The following is a 16625-nucleotide window of genomic DNA, read 5'->3' as shown; positions in this document are numbered from 1 at the left end:
GAACGACGGGCTTCATGCCGGCGGCGGGCAGGTTGATGCGAGGCACTGCCCGGATCCGTCGCAACGGCGTGGCCGCGCCCCGGGTCCTCGCCGGCCTGCTGGCCGCGTGGGCCTTGAGTTGCCATGGGCTCACGCAGGCCGCGCCGGCCGCGCTCTGGTTTTCGCAGGGCCGTCCCAATGCGCAGGCCTGGCAGGCCGCCGGCATCCTGGACGGCGCCGCGGCAGACGGCCTGGAACCCCGCGACTATGATGCCGACGGCCTGCGCCGCGCGCTGGGCCAGGCCGCCAACGGGCAGCCACTGGCGCCCGAAGCCGCCGCCTCGCTTGACGAGAGGCTGACCGCGGCGATGCAGCGCTATCTCGCCGACCTGCACGGCGGCCGGGTCGATCCCGGCACGATCCACGAGAAATTTGCCCCGGCGCCGGACCGGCAGTTCGATCCGTCGCGCCACCTGCGCGCAGCCGTCGCTGGGCAGGACCTGCCCGAAGCGGTCCGGCAGGCGGCGCCGTCATTCCCGCTCTACGCAAGCCTGCGCGAGGCGCTTTCGCGCTATCGCGCGCTGGCGGGCCACCCCGCCTGGCAGGCACCGCTGTCGCAGTTGCCCGGCAGGAAGCTGGTGCCCGGGCAGGCCTACGCCGGGCTGCCGGTGCTGGCGCAGCGCCTGATCGCGCTAGGCGACTTGCCCGCCGCCACGCCAGTCCCGGATCGCTACCAAGGCGAACTGGTGGATGGCATCAAGGCGTTCCAGGTCCGCCACGGGCTGGAAGCGGATGGCGCCATCGGGGCGGGCACGTTCGCGCAACTGAATGCGCCGCTCGCCGGCCGCGTACGGCAGATCGAACTGACGCTGGAGCGCCTGCGCTGGACGCCCCTGCTGGAAGGCCCGCGCATGATCGTGGTCAACGTGCCGGAGTTCGTGCTGCGCGCTTACGAAGTCCGCGACGGGGCCATCCAGGTCAAGGCGGAAATGAAGGTGATCGTGGGCAAGGCGCTCGATACGCGCACGCCGCTGTTCAAGGAGGACATGCGTTTCATCGAGTTCAGCCCTTACTGGAATGTGCCGCCGTCCATCGCGCGCGCCGAAACCGTGCCCCGGCTGCGCCGCGATCCCGGCTATTTCGAGCGGCAAGGCTTCGAGTTCGTCAGTGGCGACGGCAAGGTGATCACCACCCTGTCGCCCGCCAGCCTGGATGCCGTCCAGCGCGGCCGGCTGCGCATACGGCAACGCCCCGGGCCGATGAATGCGCTTGGCGACATCAAGTTCGTCTTCCCCAACAACGAGAACATCTACCTGCATCACACGCCCACCCCGCAACTGTTCGCGCGGGACCGGCGCGACCTGAGCCACGGCTGCATCCGTGTCGAGGCGCCGGTGGCGCTAGCTGGCTTCGTGCTGCAAGACACGCCCGGCTGGACCGAGGCGCGCATCCGCGAGGCCATGGAGAAGGGAGAATCCAGCACGCTGCGACTGCGCCAGCCCTTGCCGGTGGTGCTGGCCTACGGCACGGCCATCGTCAAGGCTGACGCTCGCGTCTACTTCTTCCCGGACATCTATGGGCTGGACAGCGTGCTTGACGAGGCGCTGCGGCGACGGTCCGCCCGCTTGCGGACTTCCGCCTGGACCGGCATGCAGGCAAGCTAGGGCGATTGCGCCAAAGGGGAGTGCTTTTGATGTCTACACCGCCCAGCGATCCTCGCCGCCTGTTCCTGCGGCACACCGGCGGGCTGGTCCTGGCTGGCGCGCTGCTGCCGTTGCCGGCCCAGGCCGCCCAAGCCGCGCTGGCAAGCCTGCCCGATGCCCGCAGCTTGTCCTTCGAGCACACCCACACCGGCGAGCGCATCGCCGTGGTCTACGCCGTCGGCGATCAGTTCATGCCCGAGTCGCTGGCCGCGCTCAATCGCTTCCTGCGCGATCACTACTCGGGACAGGTCGGCGTGATCGATCCGCAACTGTTCGCGCTGCTTTACCGCCTGAGGCAAACGCTGTGCTGCGCGGCCCCCTTCCAGGTCATCTCCGGCTATCGCAGCCCCGCCACCAACGCGCGGCTGCGCCAGACGCGCGGTGGCGGCGTGGCCAGCCATAGCCTGCATATGGACGGCAAAGCCATCGATATCCGCCTGCCCGGCGTTGCGCTGTCCGACCTGCGCGACGCCGCGCTCTCGCTGCACGCCGGTGGCGTGGGCTTTTATCCGCAGGAGCAGTTCGTGCATGCGGATACGGGCCGGGTGCGGGCCTGGTAGGCAAGGTGGCAGCGGGCGGGCCCGGTTCTGGCCAGGTTCGCGCATCCGGGTTTTCCCCAGCGGCACCCCCCCTAGTCTGGGCGGCCCGGACAAGTTATGCTCTTGGCCGCCTAATAGCCCACACGGGGTGAGCTAGCGCTCAATCGACAATCCTCCGGCACCGGGCAGGCACATCTGGATCTGGACGGAAATCAGCCTTGCGTACCCCCGCACGCACAAACTCTTGCCCGCGCGCATGCCGCTAAGACGGTTGTTGTTGCCGCCGCAGCCACCGATGCTCGCGCCGGGCATCGCGCACAGCACTTTCAGCGTGCAAGGCGACGCCAGCCAGAGCTTGCTGGCCTGGCAGGAGCGGATGAGCCCGGTCTACGACATCCGGCCTGCCACGGCGCATGGCGAGCAGACGTTCGAGGCCTCGCTGTCTCGCTACACCATCGACGACCTGAGCTTCTTCGACTTCCGCACCGGCCCCAATGTGGCTGAGCGCTCGTTGGGACGCGTGTCGACGGAGAACATTCGCGACATTACCTTCAGCGTGTTCCTGGAAGGCGCGCCCGCCCAATTCCTGGGCGGCAAGCCGGGACTCTGCGCGCCGCAGCGGCCCGGCTTGCCAAGCATCCTCGCCCTGGACATGGACCAGCCGTGCACCATCCGGAGTTTTCAAGGCCGCATGCTGCTGTTCTTTGTGCCGCGTGCCTTGGTGGAGATGGCCTTCCCCGACGCCGCCTCGCTGCATGGGCGCCTGGTTCAGGCCACCACACCGCTGATGCGCGTGCTGATCTCGCATCTGGTGGCACTGAATCGACAAATCGTGGGCCTGAGCAAAGAGGAAGCCGACCGATCCTTTCGCACCGCGATCGAACTGCTGGCCGCGGTGTTCAGCCGGCAAGCGGGGCTTTCCGGCAACGCCCGCGCAGCGGTGCGGGCCGCCGTGTACGGACAGGTGCGGCGCTATGTCGAGGCCAATCTGCATGACCCCGGCCTGACCCCTGAGAGCGTGTTGCAATCGCTGCATTTGTCGCGCGCCAGCGTGTACCGTCTATTCCTGCATGAAGGTGGCCTGGCCGCTTATATCCGCAGCCGCAGGCTGCGGGTGGCGGCCGATGAACTGGTGCGCTTTCCCAATATGGCGGTGCAGGACATTGCCTCCGGGCTCGGGTTCAACAATGCATCGAGCTTTACGCGCGCATTCCGCCGCGCCTACGACATCGCGCCGCAGGAATTGCATGGCTATGCGTCGCTGCTACAGCGCGAACAGGCAAGGCTCCAGCGCCATGCCCCCTGGCGCGCGGCGGGATTCGGGTAGCTCGGATTCAGATAGGGATCCCGCGGATCCCGTGCAAGGCACCGCCGCGCACGCCCCCTCACTCCACCGGCGGCGCCGGCATCCACCCGTTTTTGGCGTTTGCCGCCACGACCTGTTTTGCGATCGAATCGCCCAGGCGCCTGGCATCCGCGGCGATGCTGTCGCGCTTGGCCTCGGACATGCCATGCAAACCCGCCCCGGCCGCGGCGGACATCGCGAGATGGCCGGCGGCGGCGCCGACGCCGGCGGTTTCCGCCACGCCCGGCATGTGCCCGCTGTTGGCCTCGGCCGCGAAGCTTTGCAGCGGCATGGGCGCACCGTCGGCCGGCTTGTACAGGATCCGGACCAACGCGCCAACCTCGCTCTTGCCCGCGCCAAGGCCGATCAGCAAGCGGCGCCGACGCTTGCCCTCATCGATCTTGAGTAAGCGTCCCTCGACGATCAGCGCATTGCTGTGCGCGGGCGCGGGGCCGTCCGCGCGTGCCGCGCGCAGCCCCTGGGACTGCAGCTGGCGCACGATTTCATCGGACACCTGCTCGCTCGCTTCGCGCGCCGCCTGGCGCTGCTCGCTGGCGGCCGACCCGCCGGCGACCATCGTCTTGAGCTTCTGAGCCATGCCGCTATCCAGTTTCACCTGATCCGGGCTGGCATCGAAGGCTTGCACATAGATGATGTCAGCCTGCACTTGCACCTGCGGCTGGAAGCTGGCCTGAGTTACGCCGGTGACGCCCCAGGCGCAGCCCGCCATCCAGAGCGATCCCGCCGCCAATGCTGCCGTCGCCAGACGCGTGGCGTTGTGCTTGATGGGTTGGTATGAAGTCCGCATGTTGTTCCTGTCATCGGCACCATCGTGCCGCCGATTGCCGCCGATTGCCAAAGAATTGCCGAAAAGATGTCGCCGACAATCATGCGATCCACAGGATCAGGAACCATCGGAGATCACGCCTGCTTGCGTGCGGCGCATCTGCCATCGGTGTGAGCCGCAACCCGCAGACGCAAGTATGGGAGGAAGCAACTCCGCGCGCCAGGCAGGAAATATGTCGCGCGATGTCACCCTTGCGTCGACCCCGGGCGCAGGGAATGCGCGCCTGCGCTTTACGCCGATGGCCGGTGCAGCGGCAAGGCCACAACCGCTTCCAGCCCCCCGCCCTCGCGGGCGCGGAACTGCAAGGAGCCGCCGTGCAGGCGCGCAATGCGCTCCACGATCGCCAGGCCCAGGCCGGTGCCGCCCGAATGGCCGCGTGCGTTGCTGCCGCGGCTAAAGGGCGCCTTGAGCTGCTCCAGCTCCTGCGCGCTGATGCCGCTGCCCCGGTCGCACACGGCGGCGTAGGCCATATTGCCCTCGGCCCAGGTGCGCACGAACAAGCCGGTGCGTCCGTAGACGACCGCGTTCTGCATCAGGTTCATCAGCAGCCGCATCAGGCTCACCGGCCGGAACGAAAGCGCCGGCACGGCACCGAGCGATAGCGCGAACTCGTGCCCAAGCCCGGCAAAATCCGCGGCGAGCTGGCTGACGAGCGCATTGAGGTCGCCAGGCTGTGGCACCTCGCGTTCGCCGCTGCCCGCGTAGTCCATGAACTGCTGGAGGATCGTGTCGATCTGATCGAGATAGCCTTCCGCCGATGCCACGAACTGATCGGCGGCACCGCGCGGCATCGCCATGGCCATCGCCAGGCGCAGCTTGGTGAGCGGCGTGCGGATGTCGTGCGACACGCCGGCCAGCATCAGCGCGCGTGTCGCCTCTGCCTGCTGCAACGCCTGCGTCATCTGGTTGAACGCCGTGCTTACCTGGGCGATTTCTGTCGGCCCGACGGTAGGCAGCGGCACGGGGGCTTCGCCGGCGCTGACGCGGCGTGCCGCGCGCGCCAGATCCTGCAGCGGACGGTTGATGTGCAACTGGATCAGGTAGCCCGTGAGCGCCGCGAGCAACGCGAAGGCTGCCGACAGCACCAGCGCGGTGGTGACGCCGCTCGCTTGCGCGTCGTCGGTCATCGGCAAGGCGATCCAGTGGGGCGCGCCAGCCACGTGCACGCGAATCCATAGTTGCTCCCCCGCTCCGTCACCCTGCCCCGTCTGCCCTGTCTGCCATCGCGCCGCCATGTCCGGCGGCAGGTAGCGCTGCAATGCCTCCATGAAGACGTCGCGCTGGTACGTGCGAAAGAAGTGAAGCGGACTGGCATGCGGGGGCTCCACGCCTTGCTCCGGCGGCTGCGCCCGCCCCCCGAGCCGTGCCGCCGCCGCGCGGCCCTCCTCGGGCGGCATGGCGGCAAAGACGCGGTCGAGCGTCTTCACGTAGTCGGAAAAAATGATCGCCGCACGCTCAATGTGCGGGCGCTGCACGAAATGCAGCAACACGGTAAGCGAGCTGACCTGGGTCAGCGCCACGAGCGCCACCAGCAGGGCGATGTTGCGCGCGAGCAGCGAGCGGGGCAGCCCGAGCCGCATCACGGCCCGATGCCGGCGACCAGCATGTAGCCAACGCCCCACACGGTCTTGATGAAGCGCGGCTTGGACGGATCGTCTTCGACGATCTGGCGCAGCCGCAGGATCTGCACGTCGATGCTGCGGTCAAGGGCGTCATGGCCGCGGCCGCGGGCTCGCGCCAGCAGGTTCTCGCGGCTCACCGGCCGGTTTGGCGACGACCCGAGCGCATGCAGCAGCAGCATCTGCGCGGAATGCACTTCGACCGGCTCGCCGCCGCGCTGCAGCGTCTGCTTGCCGACATCGAACGCGAAATCGCCGAAGTGCAAGGTCTGCGAGGTCACGGTCGGATCGCCGGCCGCCATCTTCTGCCGGCGCAGCAGCGCGCGGATCCGCGCCACCAGTTCGTCCGGGAGGAATGGCTTGGCGAGATAGTCGTCGGCACCGGTCTCAAGCCCGACCACCCTGTCGACCGGATCGCCCTTCGCGGTCAGCATCAGGATCGGCAGCGTCTGCCCTTCGGCGCGCAGCCGGCGACAGATGGCCAGGCCGTCTTCCGGCTCCATCATCAGGTCCAGCACGAGCAGGTCGTACGGTTCGCGCTGCAGGTAGCGGTCAAGCCGCTTGCCATCGGCGACCGCGCGCACCTGGAAGCCGTGCCCGGTCAGGAACCGTTGCAGCATGTTGCGCAACTCGGCTTCATCATCGAGCACGATAATCCTGTTCACCTGCTCCATGGTGCGTCTCCGGCAAGGATCGCGATTCGCCTGCGGTCAGCGATGGGCGGCGATGGGCGGCGATCAGCGGGCCATTGCCTTCTGTCTCATGAACCCCTCGATCTGCGCCAGCGTGACGTATCCGGCCTGCTGCGTGTCGATCTCGTCGAAATGGCTGGCGACCATCGGCATGCCCGCCGCCGCTTGTTCCCGGGTCAGCTTGCCGTCGCGCGTTGTGTTGGCATTGGCGAAACGCATCTGCAATTGCTGCATCGCACGCTCAACCCGCGCGCCGCCACCCGCTGGTGACGCGACGCTCTGCGCGGATGCGCCTGCAGAAACAATACACAAAATCAAAACCGCGATCATCTGCTTCATGGTGTTCTCCGTGGTGTAGCCGACATTCGAGGCCGGCCGCGGTAATCGATCCAATCGATCCGATAGGGCCGATGGCCATCAGGCCCAGTGCGCGGGCACCCAGACGCGGCCGATCCAGTGTCCGGGCACCATGACCGCTGCATGCGGCGCCCGTGCCACGTAGACCGCACGCGGCGCGACATACACAACCCGCGGCGGGGGCGGCGGCGCAACCACCACCATCTTGGGCGCCGGCGGGGCTACGTAGACCGCTTTCGGGGGCTGCGCGGGCGGCAGGTAGACCGGCGTGGGCTGCACATAGGCCAACGGAGGCGGCGGCACATAAGCCACTGGCGCGGGCGTGACGACCACTGGCGCGGTGCCGACCGCCACGGTGGCGCCTGCGGTGGCCACCGCGCCGCCGGTAGCGACTGTGCCGGCGGTCGTCACCGTGCCGCCATGCACCACCGTCGTGCCGCCGCCCGTCGTCACGACACCCGGCGCCACGCGCGTCGCGGTGCCCGAGTGGGCGACGGTGCCGCCGTCCGCGCCGGTCACCGTCCCCGAACGGGCGCACGTAGCGCCGGCGCAAGTGGTCGACGCCGCGTGGCTGACGGTATTACCGTTCGAGCCGGTGATCGTGCCCGACGACGAGTACTGGCCCGGCGCGTCGCGCGTCACGCTCCCCGCCGTGGAGGCAGTCTGGCCGTTTGGCCCGGTGAGGTTGCCCGTGTGCGAACACGTGCCGCCAGCGCAACTGGTGTCGCCAGCGTGCTGAACCGAGCGGCCGTTGGGCCCGGTCGCCGTGCCCGAGTTGGAGAACTGCCCCGGCGCGGTACGGGTCACCGTGCCGGTATTGGTCGCGATCCCGCCGTAGGGGCCGGCGACGACACCAGCGTGCGAACAGCTTGCGCCTGCGCATGAACCGGCATGCGCGCCGTTGTAGACACCGCGCGGCGTGTAGGCCGTGCCGTGGCCAGACCAGCCAGCGAAGGCCGGGGTGCTGGCGAGGAGGATCAGCGACGCAGCCGCTGTGACAACGTGATGGCGTTTCATGGGATGTCCTTCGGGTTCGGGTTCGGGTCAGGCCACGCACTGCGGCGTGGCAACGGGACGAACTATAGGACTAGGGCGCGAAACATTCGCCATCGAAAACATGTCGCGGTGTTACACGGCCCGGGCACACGGATCCACTGACATCGGGCGACATATTTTCCGTCTGGTTCTGGTCGCGGCCGCCCACTACAGTGGCCTCACCCGACGCCACGGCGGTCACTGCCGCAGACGACGCGTCCCACCCCAACCTGTTCCGCGCCCATCATGCATACCACTGGAAACATCGCGCTCTATATCGCGTTAGCCACGTCGTTCATCGTCGCCGTCTCGCTGGTCGAGGCTTTCGTGCTCACCCGAAAGCTGCGCAACGGCGCCGCGCCGTTCGACTGGAATGAAACATGGCTGTCGCTGGCCGACCTGGCCGGTGGCAAGCTGTTCGCCCTGCTGCCGCTCTCGCTGGCAACGCCGATCTTCGCCTTCGCCTGGGATCACCGCCTCTTTACCGTCACGATCAACAGCGCGCTGATGGTGCTGCTGCTGTTTGCCGGCCAGGAGTTCTGCTACTACTGGTACCACCGCGCGTCGCATCGCATCCGCTTTTTCTGGGCCACGCATGCGGTCCATCACTCGCCGAACCAGTTGACGCTGTCGTCTGCCTATCGGCTTGGCTGGACCAGCAAGCTGAGTGGCTCGGCGATGTTCTTCGCGCCGCTCGTCTGGCTTGGCGTGCGCCCCGAGGTCGTGCTCGCCACGCTGATGTTCAACCTGCTGTATCAGTTCTGGCTGCACAACACGTGGATGCCCAAGCTAGGCTGGCTCGAATACGTGTTCAACACGCCGTCGGCGCATCGCGTGCACCACGCGTCGAATGCCGATTACCTGGATGCCAACTACGGCGGCGTGCTGATCGTGTTCGATCGCCTGTTCGGCACCTACGTCGAGGAACGCGCGGACGAACCGTGCCGTTACGGCTTGGTGACACCGACGCGCACGCGCAACCCGCTCGTCAATCAGTTCGAGCACTGGGTCAGCCTCGCGCGGGATATCGCGTCGGCGGGCAACGCATGGACCGCCATCCGTTACGTGATGCTGCCGCCCGGCTGGCGCGCGGACGGCACTGGCGAGACCACGGAGAACCTGCGCCGGCGCCATTGCGGCTCGCCACCGCCTGCGTCTACTCGCTGACCCCCTGCGCAAGCCAACGAATCGCAGGGTGTTCTCCGGGCAGTGCCGCGCGGGTGGCATCCTCCATCAGCCGCAGGCCGGTGTTGCTGTTGGTGAGCAACACGACGCCCGAGCGCAGCTCGGTGCTGCCCATCACGAATGCTCTCACGCCTTGCATCTTGCCCCACTGGAAGAACGTGCCCCGGCTGGGCTCGACGCCCCACCCCAGCCCCCAGCCAATGTCAGGCTCCGTGGCAGCCGGCGCGCCATCGAGGTAGACAATCTCGCCCTTCGGCACCATGACGCTCGCCGTCAGCCATTGTTGCCAGGTCGATGCACGGAGCCCGTCGCCCCGGAGCACGGCGGCAACAAAGGCACCGTAATCGCCTGCCGTGGTTTGCAGCGAATAGGAGGCGCTCGCCGCTGGCGGGCGATGCACGTCGAGCCGCTGCGCCGCCTCATGCGGGTTGGCCGCATTCGCGAGAAACCGATCCTGCCACTCCAGGCTCGATGAGCGCATCCCAAGTGGCTCGAACACCAGGCGCCGCAGGATCGCTTCCAGGGTTTCCCCTGTTTTTGCCTCAACAGCGGACTGCAGAAAAATGAACCCCAGGCTGGAATAGCTGAACCATGCGCCAGGAGGAAAGTGCAGCCGCAGCGGATTCTTGTCGCGCAGGTTCTGCAGGCCACAGGTATGCGTGAGCACGTGGCGCATGGTGATGCGCGCCGAGGCCGCATCGTCCGGCACGATCGGCTGGGCCGCGCGCGACAGCGGCTCGTCAAGATCCAGCACGCCGGCGTCGACAAGCTGCAGCAAGGCGTACGAGACGATCGGCTTGGTGAGCGAGGCCGCGCCAAACACGGTGCTGGCCTCCACCGGCTCGGCGGTGTCCTGGTTCCTCACCCCAGCGGCGGCCACCTCGACCGAGTCCTGGCGCACGTGCGCCAGGCAGGCGCCGGTGACGGATTTGTCCGCCAGCAGATGCGCAAGGCGCATGTCCAGCGATGGTCTTCCATTGCCCATATTGCCTCACTCCGTTTGACTTTGACGAAGAATCAGGTAATCAGATCGTGCAAGGCCGCCATTATCGCGCAGGCGCGGTCTGGTCCTCGTCCACAATGCGCGTCGGCATGCCCGTCACGAGCTGGCGGATCTGCGCGATGGCCTGGCCGCATTCGGGCCCGGCCCCCGGGGGTGCTGGCAAGTCGGGGACGCACGATGCATAATCCTGAAACTGGTTTCACCGAGACCGACTTCCCATGCCACGCCCTGTGACACAAGCCAAGTCCAACCTGAAGCCCGCAGAGAAACTCACCATCCAGGACGTTGCCGACTATGCGGGCGTCTCGAAAGCCACGGTGTCGCGCTACCTGAACCGGGGCGGCGAGCAGTTGTCCGCCGACGTGGAGACACGCGTGGCCGCGGCGGTGCGCGCGCTGGGCTATAGCCCGAGTCCCATGGCGCAAGCGCTCAAGCGCGGCAAGTCGCGCCTGATCGGGCTGGTGGTGGCGGACGTTTCCAACTCGTTCTCGGTGGCCGTGCTGCGTGGCGTGGAGAAGGCCTGCCGCGACGCGGGCTATATGGTGATGCTGTTCAACCTGGGCAATGACGAGCAACTGGAGCGCGAAGCCATTCGCTCGCTGTCGGCATACCGGGTCGAGGGCTTCATCCTGCACACGCTGGGCCACGACGCCGGCGCCCTTGCCGATGCCGCGCAACTGGGCAAGCCAGTCGTGCTGGTCGACCGCAAGGTCGGCGACGCGGAAGTCGACCTGGTGGCCCTGGATAACCTTTCCGCGGTCCATGAGGCTGCCGGCCACCTGCTCGAAGCCGGCTACCGGCGCCTGCTGTTCATCAGCGAGCCGATCAAGGCCATCAGCTCGCGCAACGAGCGGGCCCGGGCCTTCCAGAACTTCATCGCGGAGCATGCGGACTCGCTTGGTGGCAGCGTTTTCGAAGCCCGTGCCGGTGACGACGACGCCCTGGACGAAGCGCTGCGCGCCCTGCGCCAGGGCGCCGGCAAAGCGCCTATCGCCGTGCTGGCGGCCAATGCGGTGATCTCGCTGCGCGTGGCTGCCGCCGCCGCCAGGCTGGGGTGGCAGCTCGGCACCGACCTGGGCCTGATCGGGTTCGACGATCCGGAGTGGGCTGCCCTGATCGGCCCCGGCCTCAGCACGATTTCCCAGCCAACCGACGACATCGGGCGCGCCGCCACCAACTGCCTGATCGAGCGCCTGCAAGGCGCGCAGCTCGCGCCGCGCCAGGTCCTGCTGCCCGGTACCCTGGTCAAGCGCGGGTCGACGCGCCGAACCTGACAGGAACCCGCAAGTGGTTCCTGGCAAGGCAACGGCGTAACGAGCGCCCACCCTCTCTCCCGTCCCCTCTCCCGCACGCGGGAGAGGGGCGCCAACCAGCGACTTTGGACGGAGCCGGCCGGTACGCCAAAGCCGATCGCGATGGCGACGGCTGTTACTCCCCCTCCCCCGCTCATCCCCCAGTTTCATCCGTAAGGGTTTCCACTGCTGGAGTTCTGAAACCGGTTTCCTATAATTCTGAAACCGGTTTCAGAACCGTACTTGCCGATCGCTGCGACGCCAGCGACACATTCCACAGAACGTGCAGGAGACATTGATGAATATCCACCGCTTGTTGCGCCAGGTTGCCGCGCCCGTGCTCACGCTGCTGGTCCTGGCCAGCGCTTCGGCCGGCGTCCAGGCACAGACCGTCGCCGAGATCGTCAAGAAGGGCAAGGTCACCATCGGCGTGGTGACCGGCGCGCCGCCCTTCGGCACCACGGACGCCACCGGCAAGCCCGCCGGCTACGATGTCGACGTGGCCAACCTGTTGGGCAAGTACCTCGGCGTGCCAGTCGATATCGTGCCGCTCACCTCTCCCAGCCGCATTCCGGCGCTGGAAGCCGGCAAGGTCGATTTCCTGGTCGCCACCCTGGCGCCGACGCCCGAGCGGGCGCGCGCCATCATGTTCAGCTCACCCTACAGCGCGTTCGAGCTGACCATCTTCGCGCCGGTCGCGGCCAAGTACGCCAAGCTGGGTGAGCTTGCAAAGAAGAAGGTTGGCGTGACGCGCGGCACCACGCAAGACTCGGCACTGACCCGCCTGGCGGTGCCCGGCATGAGCATCGTGCGCTTCGAGGACGACGCCACCTGCGCGCAGGCGCTGATCAGCAACCAGGTCGAAGCCATTGCCCTGCCCAGCACCACCGGCAACGAGATCATGAAGGCACGCGGTGCCGGCAAGTTCGACGCCAAGTTCGCGTTCTCGGTACAACCGAACTCGATGGCCGTGCGCAAGGACGCCTTCGAGCTGCGCCAGTGGCTCAACACCACCATCGCCTACGTCAAGCTCAATGGCGAACTCGACGCCATTGCGCAGAAGTGGACCGGCAAGGCGCTGCCCACGCTGCAAACGTTCTGACCCCGGCAAGTCCGACGTTGCGCGCCAGCGCCAGCCGGCGCGCCAGGAGACCCGCATGAACTATCAATTCGAATGGAACCCGGTGCTGTCGCAGCTGGATCGCTTTGCGGAGGGTGCGGCCATGACGCTGGCGCTCAGCTTCGGCTCGATCCTGCTTGGCACCCTGGTCGGTACCGCCGGCGCCGTCGCGGCAGCGTTTGGCGGGCCCTGGCTCCAGCGCGCCGCCAGGGCATACGTCGAGGCCATCCGCAACACGCCCTTCCTGATCCAGCTCTTCATCATCTTCTTCGGCTTGCCTACCATCGGCCTGCAGATCGATGCCATCACCGCCGCGGTGATTGCCATGACGGTCAACCTCGGCGCCTACTCGACCGAGATCATCCGGGCCGGCTTGCAGGCAGTGCACCGTTCGCAGCTCGAAGCCGCCGCCGCGCTGGGCATGACGCGCTGGCAGCTGATCCGCCACGTCGCCCTGGTGCCGGCCTTCGAGAAAGTCTATCCGGCGCTGACCAGCCAGTTCACGCTGATGATGCTGACTTCGAGCGTGGTGTCGGCAATCTCGGTGGAAGAGCTGACGGCGGTCGCCAGCCAGATCGATTCGCAGACCTTCCGCACCTTCGAGAGCTACATCCTTGTCATGTTCATCTACATCGGGCTGGCACTGCTGCTGCGCGCCATGTTTGCCCTGATCGGCAACCTGGTGTTCAGGCGGCGCCGCGTGGTGGCGCGCGCCAGGCGTGCCGCGCGCACGGCCCGCGTTGCGCCCCTGGCGCATGCGGCGCTGACGCCAGCGGTGGCAGGGAGCGCGAAATGATCACCGAGTTCTCCTGGAATCATCTTGAAATCCTGCTCCTGGCGGCACGCTGGACGCTGTGGGTGACCTTGCTGGCCTTTGTCGGCGGCACGCTGGCCGGCTTCGTGGTGGCGCTGGGGCGGACCTCCAGAAACGCCCTGCTGCGCCTCGCCAGCACGGTCTATATCCAGATCGTGCAAGGTACGCCGGTGCTGATCGTGCTGTTCCTGAGCTACTACGGCCTCTCCGTGCTTGGGCTCAAGCTGTCGCCGATGGTGGCGGCCATGCTGGCGATGTCGATCTACGCCAGCGCTTATCTTGGCGAGATCTGGCGGGGCTGCATCGAGGCCGTGCCGCAAGGGCAGTGGGAGGCCAGCGAGGCGCTCGCCCTCACCCGCTGGCAGCAACTGCGCCATGTCGTGCTGCCGCAGGCCGTGCGGCTGGCCCTGCCGCCCACGGTGGGCTTCTCGGTCCAGCTGGTCAAGAACACCTCGATCACTTCCATCATCGGCGTCATCGAACTCACCCGCGCCGGCCAGCTGATCAACAACGCGACCTTCCAGCCCTTCGCGGTCTTCGTCGTCGTCGCACTTATCTACTTCGCGCTTTGCTTCCCGCTTTCTTCGGCAGCCAGGCGCATGGAAAGGAGGCTCCATGCCCATCGTTGAAGCACAAGGCGTGCACAAATCCTATGGCCCCGTCGAAGTCCTGAAGGGCGTGTCGTTTGCCATCGAGCCGGGCCAGGTGGTCGCCATCATCGGCCGCAGCGGCTCCGGCAAGAGCACCATGCTGCGCTGCCTGAACGGCCTGGAGACCATTAATGCCGGCAATATCACGGTCGCCGGGCACAAGCTGGATCACGACCGCAAGCGGCTGCTCGACCTGCGCCGCGACGTGGGCATGGTGTTCCAGAGCTACAACCTCTTTCCGCACCTGACGGTGGGCGAGAACATTGCACTGGCGCCTTCCATCGTCAAGAAGATGGCCACGGGCAAGATCGACGGCATCGTCGACCAGGTGCTGGCCCAGGTCGGCCTGCTGGACAAGAAGGACTGCTATCCCGAGCAGCTCTCGGGCGGGCAGCAGCAGCGCGTGGCCATCGCCCGTTCGCTGGCGATGGAACCCAAGGTGATGCTGTTCGACGAAGTCACCTCCGCGCTCGATCCGGAACTGACGGCGGAGGTGCTGCGCGTCATGGAAAACCTGGCCGCTTCCGGCATGACCATGGTGCTGGTGACGCATGAGATGGAGTTCGCGCGCCGCATGGCACATACCACCATCTTCATGCACCAAGGCAAGGTGCACGAGGCGGGCCCGTCCAAGGCGCTGTTCGCGCAGCCACGGACACCGGAACTACAGCAATTCCTCAGCGCGGGAGCCCTGAAATGACCCAGCGGCAACAAGATGGGGCTTCCCGGCCGCCAGTGCTGATCTCCCTCACCGCCTATGGCGCGGACCTGGCCCAGCGCGACGGGCAGGCGGCGCTGGCGCGGATTGCCGCGGCGGCAGGCGCCGACGGCGTGGAATACCGCGGCGAACTCCAGCGCGGACACAAGGATGAAGTCCGGGAGCAGCGCGAAGTCGCCGAACAGCATGGGCTGGCCGTGGTCTGGTCCAGCCCGGAGGGGCTCTGGAGCGAAACCGGCAGCCTCGACCTCGCCGCGCTCGACCGCGCCTTCACGACCGCGCTGGCACTCGGTGCCGGACGGGTCAAGATGTCGCTGGGTGGCTACCGCGAAGGCACTGCGCTTGAAGGATTGCTCCCGTGGCTGCGGCACGGCGGCATCGAACTCGTCGTGGAGAACGACCAGACCGCCAGTGCCGGCACGGTACCGCCACTGCGCGACTTCTTCGCGCGTGCCACGGCACTCGGCAAGACGGTGCCGATGACCTTCGATATGGGCAACTGGCACTGGTCGGGCGAAGATCCGCTCGACGCCGCGCAGGTCTTCACCGCCCAGGTGGGCTACGTGCACTGCAAAGGCGTGCTGCGCACGCCCGCCAAGTGGATTGCGGTACCGCTGGATCAATCGGCTGCGCCATGGCGCAGCGTATTGCGCCGCCTGCCCGCTGACGTTGCGCGCGCCATCGAGTTCCCGCTGCAAGGGGAAGACCTGGTGCAGGTCACGCGCGACCATGTCGACCTGCTGCGTTCGGTGGAGGTTCCCGCATGAGCCCCGATCTGGATGTGGTGACGCTGGGCGAGGCCATGCTGATGCTGGTGGCCGGTGAAGCCGGGCCGCTCGAAGGCGTGCAGACCTTCCACAAACGCACTGCGGGCGCCGAGACCAATGTGGCCATCGGCCTGTCGCGCCTGGGCCTGAAGGTCGGATGGGCCAGCCGCCTCGGCGATGATTCGATGGCGCGCTACCTGCTCGGTGAAATGCGGCGCGAAGGCGTGGACTGCAGCCAGGTGGTGTGCGAGCCGGGCGAGCGCACCGGCTTTCAGTTCAAGGGACGGGTCGACGACGGCAGCGATCCGCCCGTGGAATATCATCGCCGCGGATCGGCCGCAAGCCGCATGAACCCGGGGCATCTGGACGAGCGGTGGCTACGGCGTGCACGCCACCTGCACGTCACCGGCGTATTCCCCGCTCTGGCCGAAGGCACGCAGGCCGCCACGCGCCAGGCCATCTCCACCATGCGGGCTGCCGGCCGCACGATCTCGTTCGATCCCAATCTGCGCCCCGCGTTGTGGGCCACGCCCGAGTTGATGCGCGAGACGCTGAACGGCCTGGCCCAACAGTGCGACTGGGTGCTGCCCGGCATCGAGGAAGGCCGCTTCCTGACCGGCCATGCCGAGCCCGAACGCATCGCCGCCTTTTACCGTGAGCGCGGCGCCAGGCTGGTAGTCGTGAAGCTGGGCGCTGAAGGCGCCTACTTCGATGGCGAAGCCGGCACCGGCCATGTGCCGGCCTTCGGCGTCGAGCGTGTCGTCGACACCGTCGGCGCGGGAGACGGCTTTGCCGTGGGCGTCATCAGCGCGCTGCTGGAAGGCCGGCCGGTGGCCGACGCCGTCCGGCGCGGCGCATGGATCGGCGCGCGGGCGGTGCAAGTGCGCGGCGACACCGAAGGCCTGCCGACCCATGCCCTGCTGGCGGCCAGCAACCTGTGAAGTCACAGCAAGGATCTCC

General features: G+C 67.4%; 17 protein-coding genes. 11 read left to right on the top strand and 6 right to left on the bottom strand.

Translation table 11 applies throughout. The annotated features are described in order from the left end of the window. Positions 1-35: 35 nt before the first annotated feature. The 3 genes from ACX12D_RS08745 (at position 36) to ACX12D_RS08735 (ending at position 3548) form a co-directional block, all read left to right on the top strand. On the top strand, positions 36-1643 hold the full coding sequence (locus tag ACX12D_RS08745; RefSeq protein ID WP_459373688.1) for a L,D-transpeptidase family protein: 1608 nt from the start codon (positions 36-38) through the stop codon (positions 1641-1643). 29 nt (positions 1644-1672) lie between these two features. After that, the gene (locus ACX12D_RS08740) at positions 1673-2242 is read left to right on the top strand and encodes a YcbK family protein (RefSeq protein ID WP_459373687.1); all 570 of its coding nucleotides are present in this window, start codon (positions 1673-1675) and stop codon (positions 2240-2242) included. Between the two features lie 274 nt (positions 2243-2516). Then, positions 2517-3548 carry an AraC family transcriptional regulator gene (locus ACX12D_RS08735; RefSeq protein ID WP_459373686.1) on the top strand — a complete coding sequence of 344 codons (1032 nt, stop codon included), beginning with the start codon at positions 2517-2519 and terminating at the stop codon, positions 3546-3548. Between the two features lie 58 nt (positions 3549-3606). Here ACX12D_RS08735 and ACX12D_RS08730 read toward each other — a convergent pair whose 3' ends face one another. The 5 genes from ACX12D_RS08730 to ACX12D_RS08710 all read right to left on the bottom strand — a co-directional run bounded on the left by ACX12D_RS08730 (position 3607) and on the right by ACX12D_RS08710 (position 8098). After that, entirely contained in the window at positions 3607-4374 is a 768-nt protein-coding gene (locus ACX12D_RS08730) for a DUF4410 domain-containing protein (RefSeq protein WP_459373685.1), read from the bottom strand. A 269-nt stretch (positions 4375-4643) separates the two neighbouring features. Further along, positions 4644-5993 (bottom strand): ATP-binding protein, encoded by a 1350-nt coding sequence (locus ACX12D_RS08725; protein ID WP_459373974.1) that lies wholly within the window; start codon positions 5991-5993, stop codon positions 4644-4646. Then, on the bottom strand, positions 5993-6706 hold the full coding sequence (locus ACX12D_RS08720) for a response regulator (protein ID WP_459373684.1): 714 nt from the start codon (positions 6704-6706) through the stop codon (positions 5993-5995). Before ACX12D_RS08720 ends, ACX12D_RS08725 begins: the two co-directional genes overlap by 1 nt. 63 nt (positions 6707-6769) lie before the next feature. Then, the gene (locus ACX12D_RS08715) at positions 6770-7063 is read right to left on the bottom strand and encodes an EF-hand domain-containing protein (RefSeq protein WP_459373683.1); all 294 of its coding nucleotides are present in this window, start codon (positions 7061-7063) and stop codon (positions 6770-6772) included. A gap of 78 nt (positions 7064-7141) precedes the next feature. After that, positions 7142-8098, bottom strand: a complete 957-nt coding sequence (locus tag ACX12D_RS08710) for a hypothetical protein (protein WP_459373682.1) — start codon at positions 8096-8098, stop codon at positions 7142-7144. Positions 8099-8362: 264 nt separating this feature from the next. On the opposite strand from ACX12D_RS08710, the gene ACX12D_RS08705 reads away from it, so the two are divergent. Further along, a complete protein-coding gene (locus ACX12D_RS08705) occupies positions 8363-9283 on the top strand; it encodes a sterol desaturase family protein (protein ID WP_459373681.1) in 921 nt (306 codons plus the stop codon). Here the strand turns inward: ACX12D_RS08705 and ACX12D_RS08700 are convergent. Next, positions 9273-10286, bottom strand: coding sequence for a serine hydrolase domain-containing protein (locus ACX12D_RS08700; protein WP_459373680.1), 1014 nt, complete (start codon positions 10284-10286; stop codon positions 9273-9275). The two genes, ACX12D_RS08705 and ACX12D_RS08700, sit on opposite strands and share 11 nt — an antisense overlap. Positions 10287-10522: 236 nt before the next feature. Between ACX12D_RS08700 and ACX12D_RS08695 the strand changes: the two genes are divergently transcribed. The 7 genes from ACX12D_RS08695 to ACX12D_RS08665 all read left to right on the top strand — a co-directional run bounded on the left by ACX12D_RS08695 (position 10523) and on the right by ACX12D_RS08665 (position 16606). Next, positions 10523-11578, top strand: a complete 1056-nt coding sequence (locus ACX12D_RS08695; RefSeq protein ID WP_459373679.1) for a LacI family DNA-binding transcriptional regulator — start codon at positions 10523-10525, stop codon at positions 11576-11578. Positions 11579-11894: 316 nt separating this feature from the next. Further along, the gene (locus tag ACX12D_RS08690) at positions 11895-12698 is read left to right on the top strand and encodes a transporter substrate-binding domain-containing protein (RefSeq protein ID WP_459373678.1); all 804 of its coding nucleotides are present in this window, start codon (positions 11895-11897) and stop codon (positions 12696-12698) included. A gap of 55 nt (positions 12699-12753) precedes the next feature. Next, a complete protein-coding gene (locus ACX12D_RS08685; protein WP_459373677.1) occupies positions 12754-13512 on the top strand; it encodes an amino acid ABC transporter permease in 759 nt (252 codons plus the stop codon). After that, positions 13509-14159 (top strand): amino acid ABC transporter permease, encoded by a 651-nt coding sequence (locus ACX12D_RS08680; RefSeq protein WP_459373676.1) that lies wholly within the window; start codon positions 13509-13511, stop codon positions 14157-14159. Before ACX12D_RS08685 ends, ACX12D_RS08680 begins: the two co-directional genes overlap by 4 nt. After that, positions 14146-14880 (top strand): amino acid ABC transporter ATP-binding protein, encoded by a 735-nt coding sequence (locus ACX12D_RS08675; RefSeq protein ID WP_459373675.1) that lies wholly within the window; start codon positions 14146-14148, stop codon positions 14878-14880. The genes ACX12D_RS08680 and ACX12D_RS08675 overlap by 14 nt, the downstream gene beginning before the upstream one ends. Beyond that, positions 14877-15665, top strand: a complete 789-nt coding sequence (locus ACX12D_RS08670) for a sugar phosphate isomerase/epimerase family protein (protein ID WP_459373674.1) — start codon at positions 14877-14879, stop codon at positions 15663-15665. The genes ACX12D_RS08675 and ACX12D_RS08670 overlap by 4 nt, the downstream gene beginning before the upstream one ends. Further along, complete coding sequence (locus ACX12D_RS08665) at positions 15662-16606, top strand: sugar kinase (RefSeq protein ID WP_459373673.1); 945 nt, start codon at positions 15662-15664, stop codon at positions 16604-16606. The genes ACX12D_RS08670 and ACX12D_RS08665 overlap by 4 nt, the downstream gene beginning before the upstream one ends. The last annotated feature ends 19 nt before the right edge of the window (positions 16607-16625 follow it).

This window comes from Cupriavidus sp. PET2-C1, assembly GCF_054515855.1.
This window is presented reverse-complemented; position numbering and strand designations above follow the sequence as displayed.

Bases quoted from the DNA above. Each gene is read 5' to 3' on its own strand.
- ACX12D_RS08745 (WP_459373688.1), top strand. From the start codon at position 36: ATGCGAGGCACTGCCCGGATCCGTCGCAACGGCGTGGCCGCGCCCCGG.
- ACX12D_RS08740 (WP_459373687.1), top strand. From the start codon at position 1,673: ATGTCTACACCGCCCAGCGATCCTCGCCGCCTGTTCCTGCGGCACACC.
- ACX12D_RS08735 (WP_459373686.1), top strand. From the start codon at position 2,517: ATGCTCGCGCCGGGCATCGCGCACAGCACTTTCAGCGTGCAAGGCGAC.
- ACX12D_RS08730 (WP_459373685.1), bottom strand. From the start codon at position 4,374: ATGCGGACTTCATACCAACCCATCAAGCACAACGCCACGCGTCTGGCG.
- ACX12D_RS08725 (WP_459373974.1), bottom strand. From the start codon at position 5,993: ATGCGGCTCGGGCTGCCCCGCTCGCTGCTCGCGCGCAACATCGCCCTG.
- ACX12D_RS08720 (WP_459373684.1), bottom strand. From the start codon at position 6,706: ATGGAGCAGGTGAACAGGATTATCGTGCTCGATGATGAAGCCGAGTTG.
- ACX12D_RS08715 (WP_459373683.1), bottom strand. From the start codon at position 7,063: ATGAAGCAGATGATCGCGGTTTTGATTTTGTGTATTGTTTCTGCAGGC.
- ACX12D_RS08710 (WP_459373682.1), bottom strand. From the start codon at position 8,098: ATGAAACGCCATCACGTTGTCACAGCGGCTGCGTCGCTGATCCTCCTC.
- ACX12D_RS08705 (WP_459373681.1), top strand. From the start codon at position 8,363: ATGCATACCACTGGAAACATCGCGCTCTATATCGCGTTAGCCACGTCG.
- ACX12D_RS08700 (WP_459373680.1), bottom strand. From the start codon at position 10,286: ATGGGCAATGGAAGACCATCGCTGGACATGCGCCTTGCGCATCTGCTG.
- ACX12D_RS08695 (WP_459373679.1), top strand. From the start codon at position 10,523: ATGCCACGCCCTGTGACACAAGCCAAGTCCAACCTGAAGCCCGCAGAG.
- ACX12D_RS08690 (WP_459373678.1), top strand. From the start codon at position 11,895: ATGAATATCCACCGCTTGTTGCGCCAGGTTGCCGCGCCCGTGCTCACG.
- ACX12D_RS08685 (WP_459373677.1), top strand. From the start codon at position 12,754: ATGAACTATCAATTCGAATGGAACCCGGTGCTGTCGCAGCTGGATCGC.
- ACX12D_RS08680 (WP_459373676.1), top strand. From the start codon at position 13,509: ATGATCACCGAGTTCTCCTGGAATCATCTTGAAATCCTGCTCCTGGCG.
- ACX12D_RS08675 (WP_459373675.1), top strand. From the start codon at position 14,146: ATGCCCATCGTTGAAGCACAAGGCGTGCACAAATCCTATGGCCCCGTC.
- ACX12D_RS08670 (WP_459373674.1), top strand. From the start codon at position 14,877: ATGACCCAGCGGCAACAAGATGGGGCTTCCCGGCCGCCAGTGCTGATC.
- ACX12D_RS08665 (WP_459373673.1), top strand. From the start codon at position 15,662: ATGAGCCCCGATCTGGATGTGGTGACGCTGGGCGAGGCCATGCTGATG.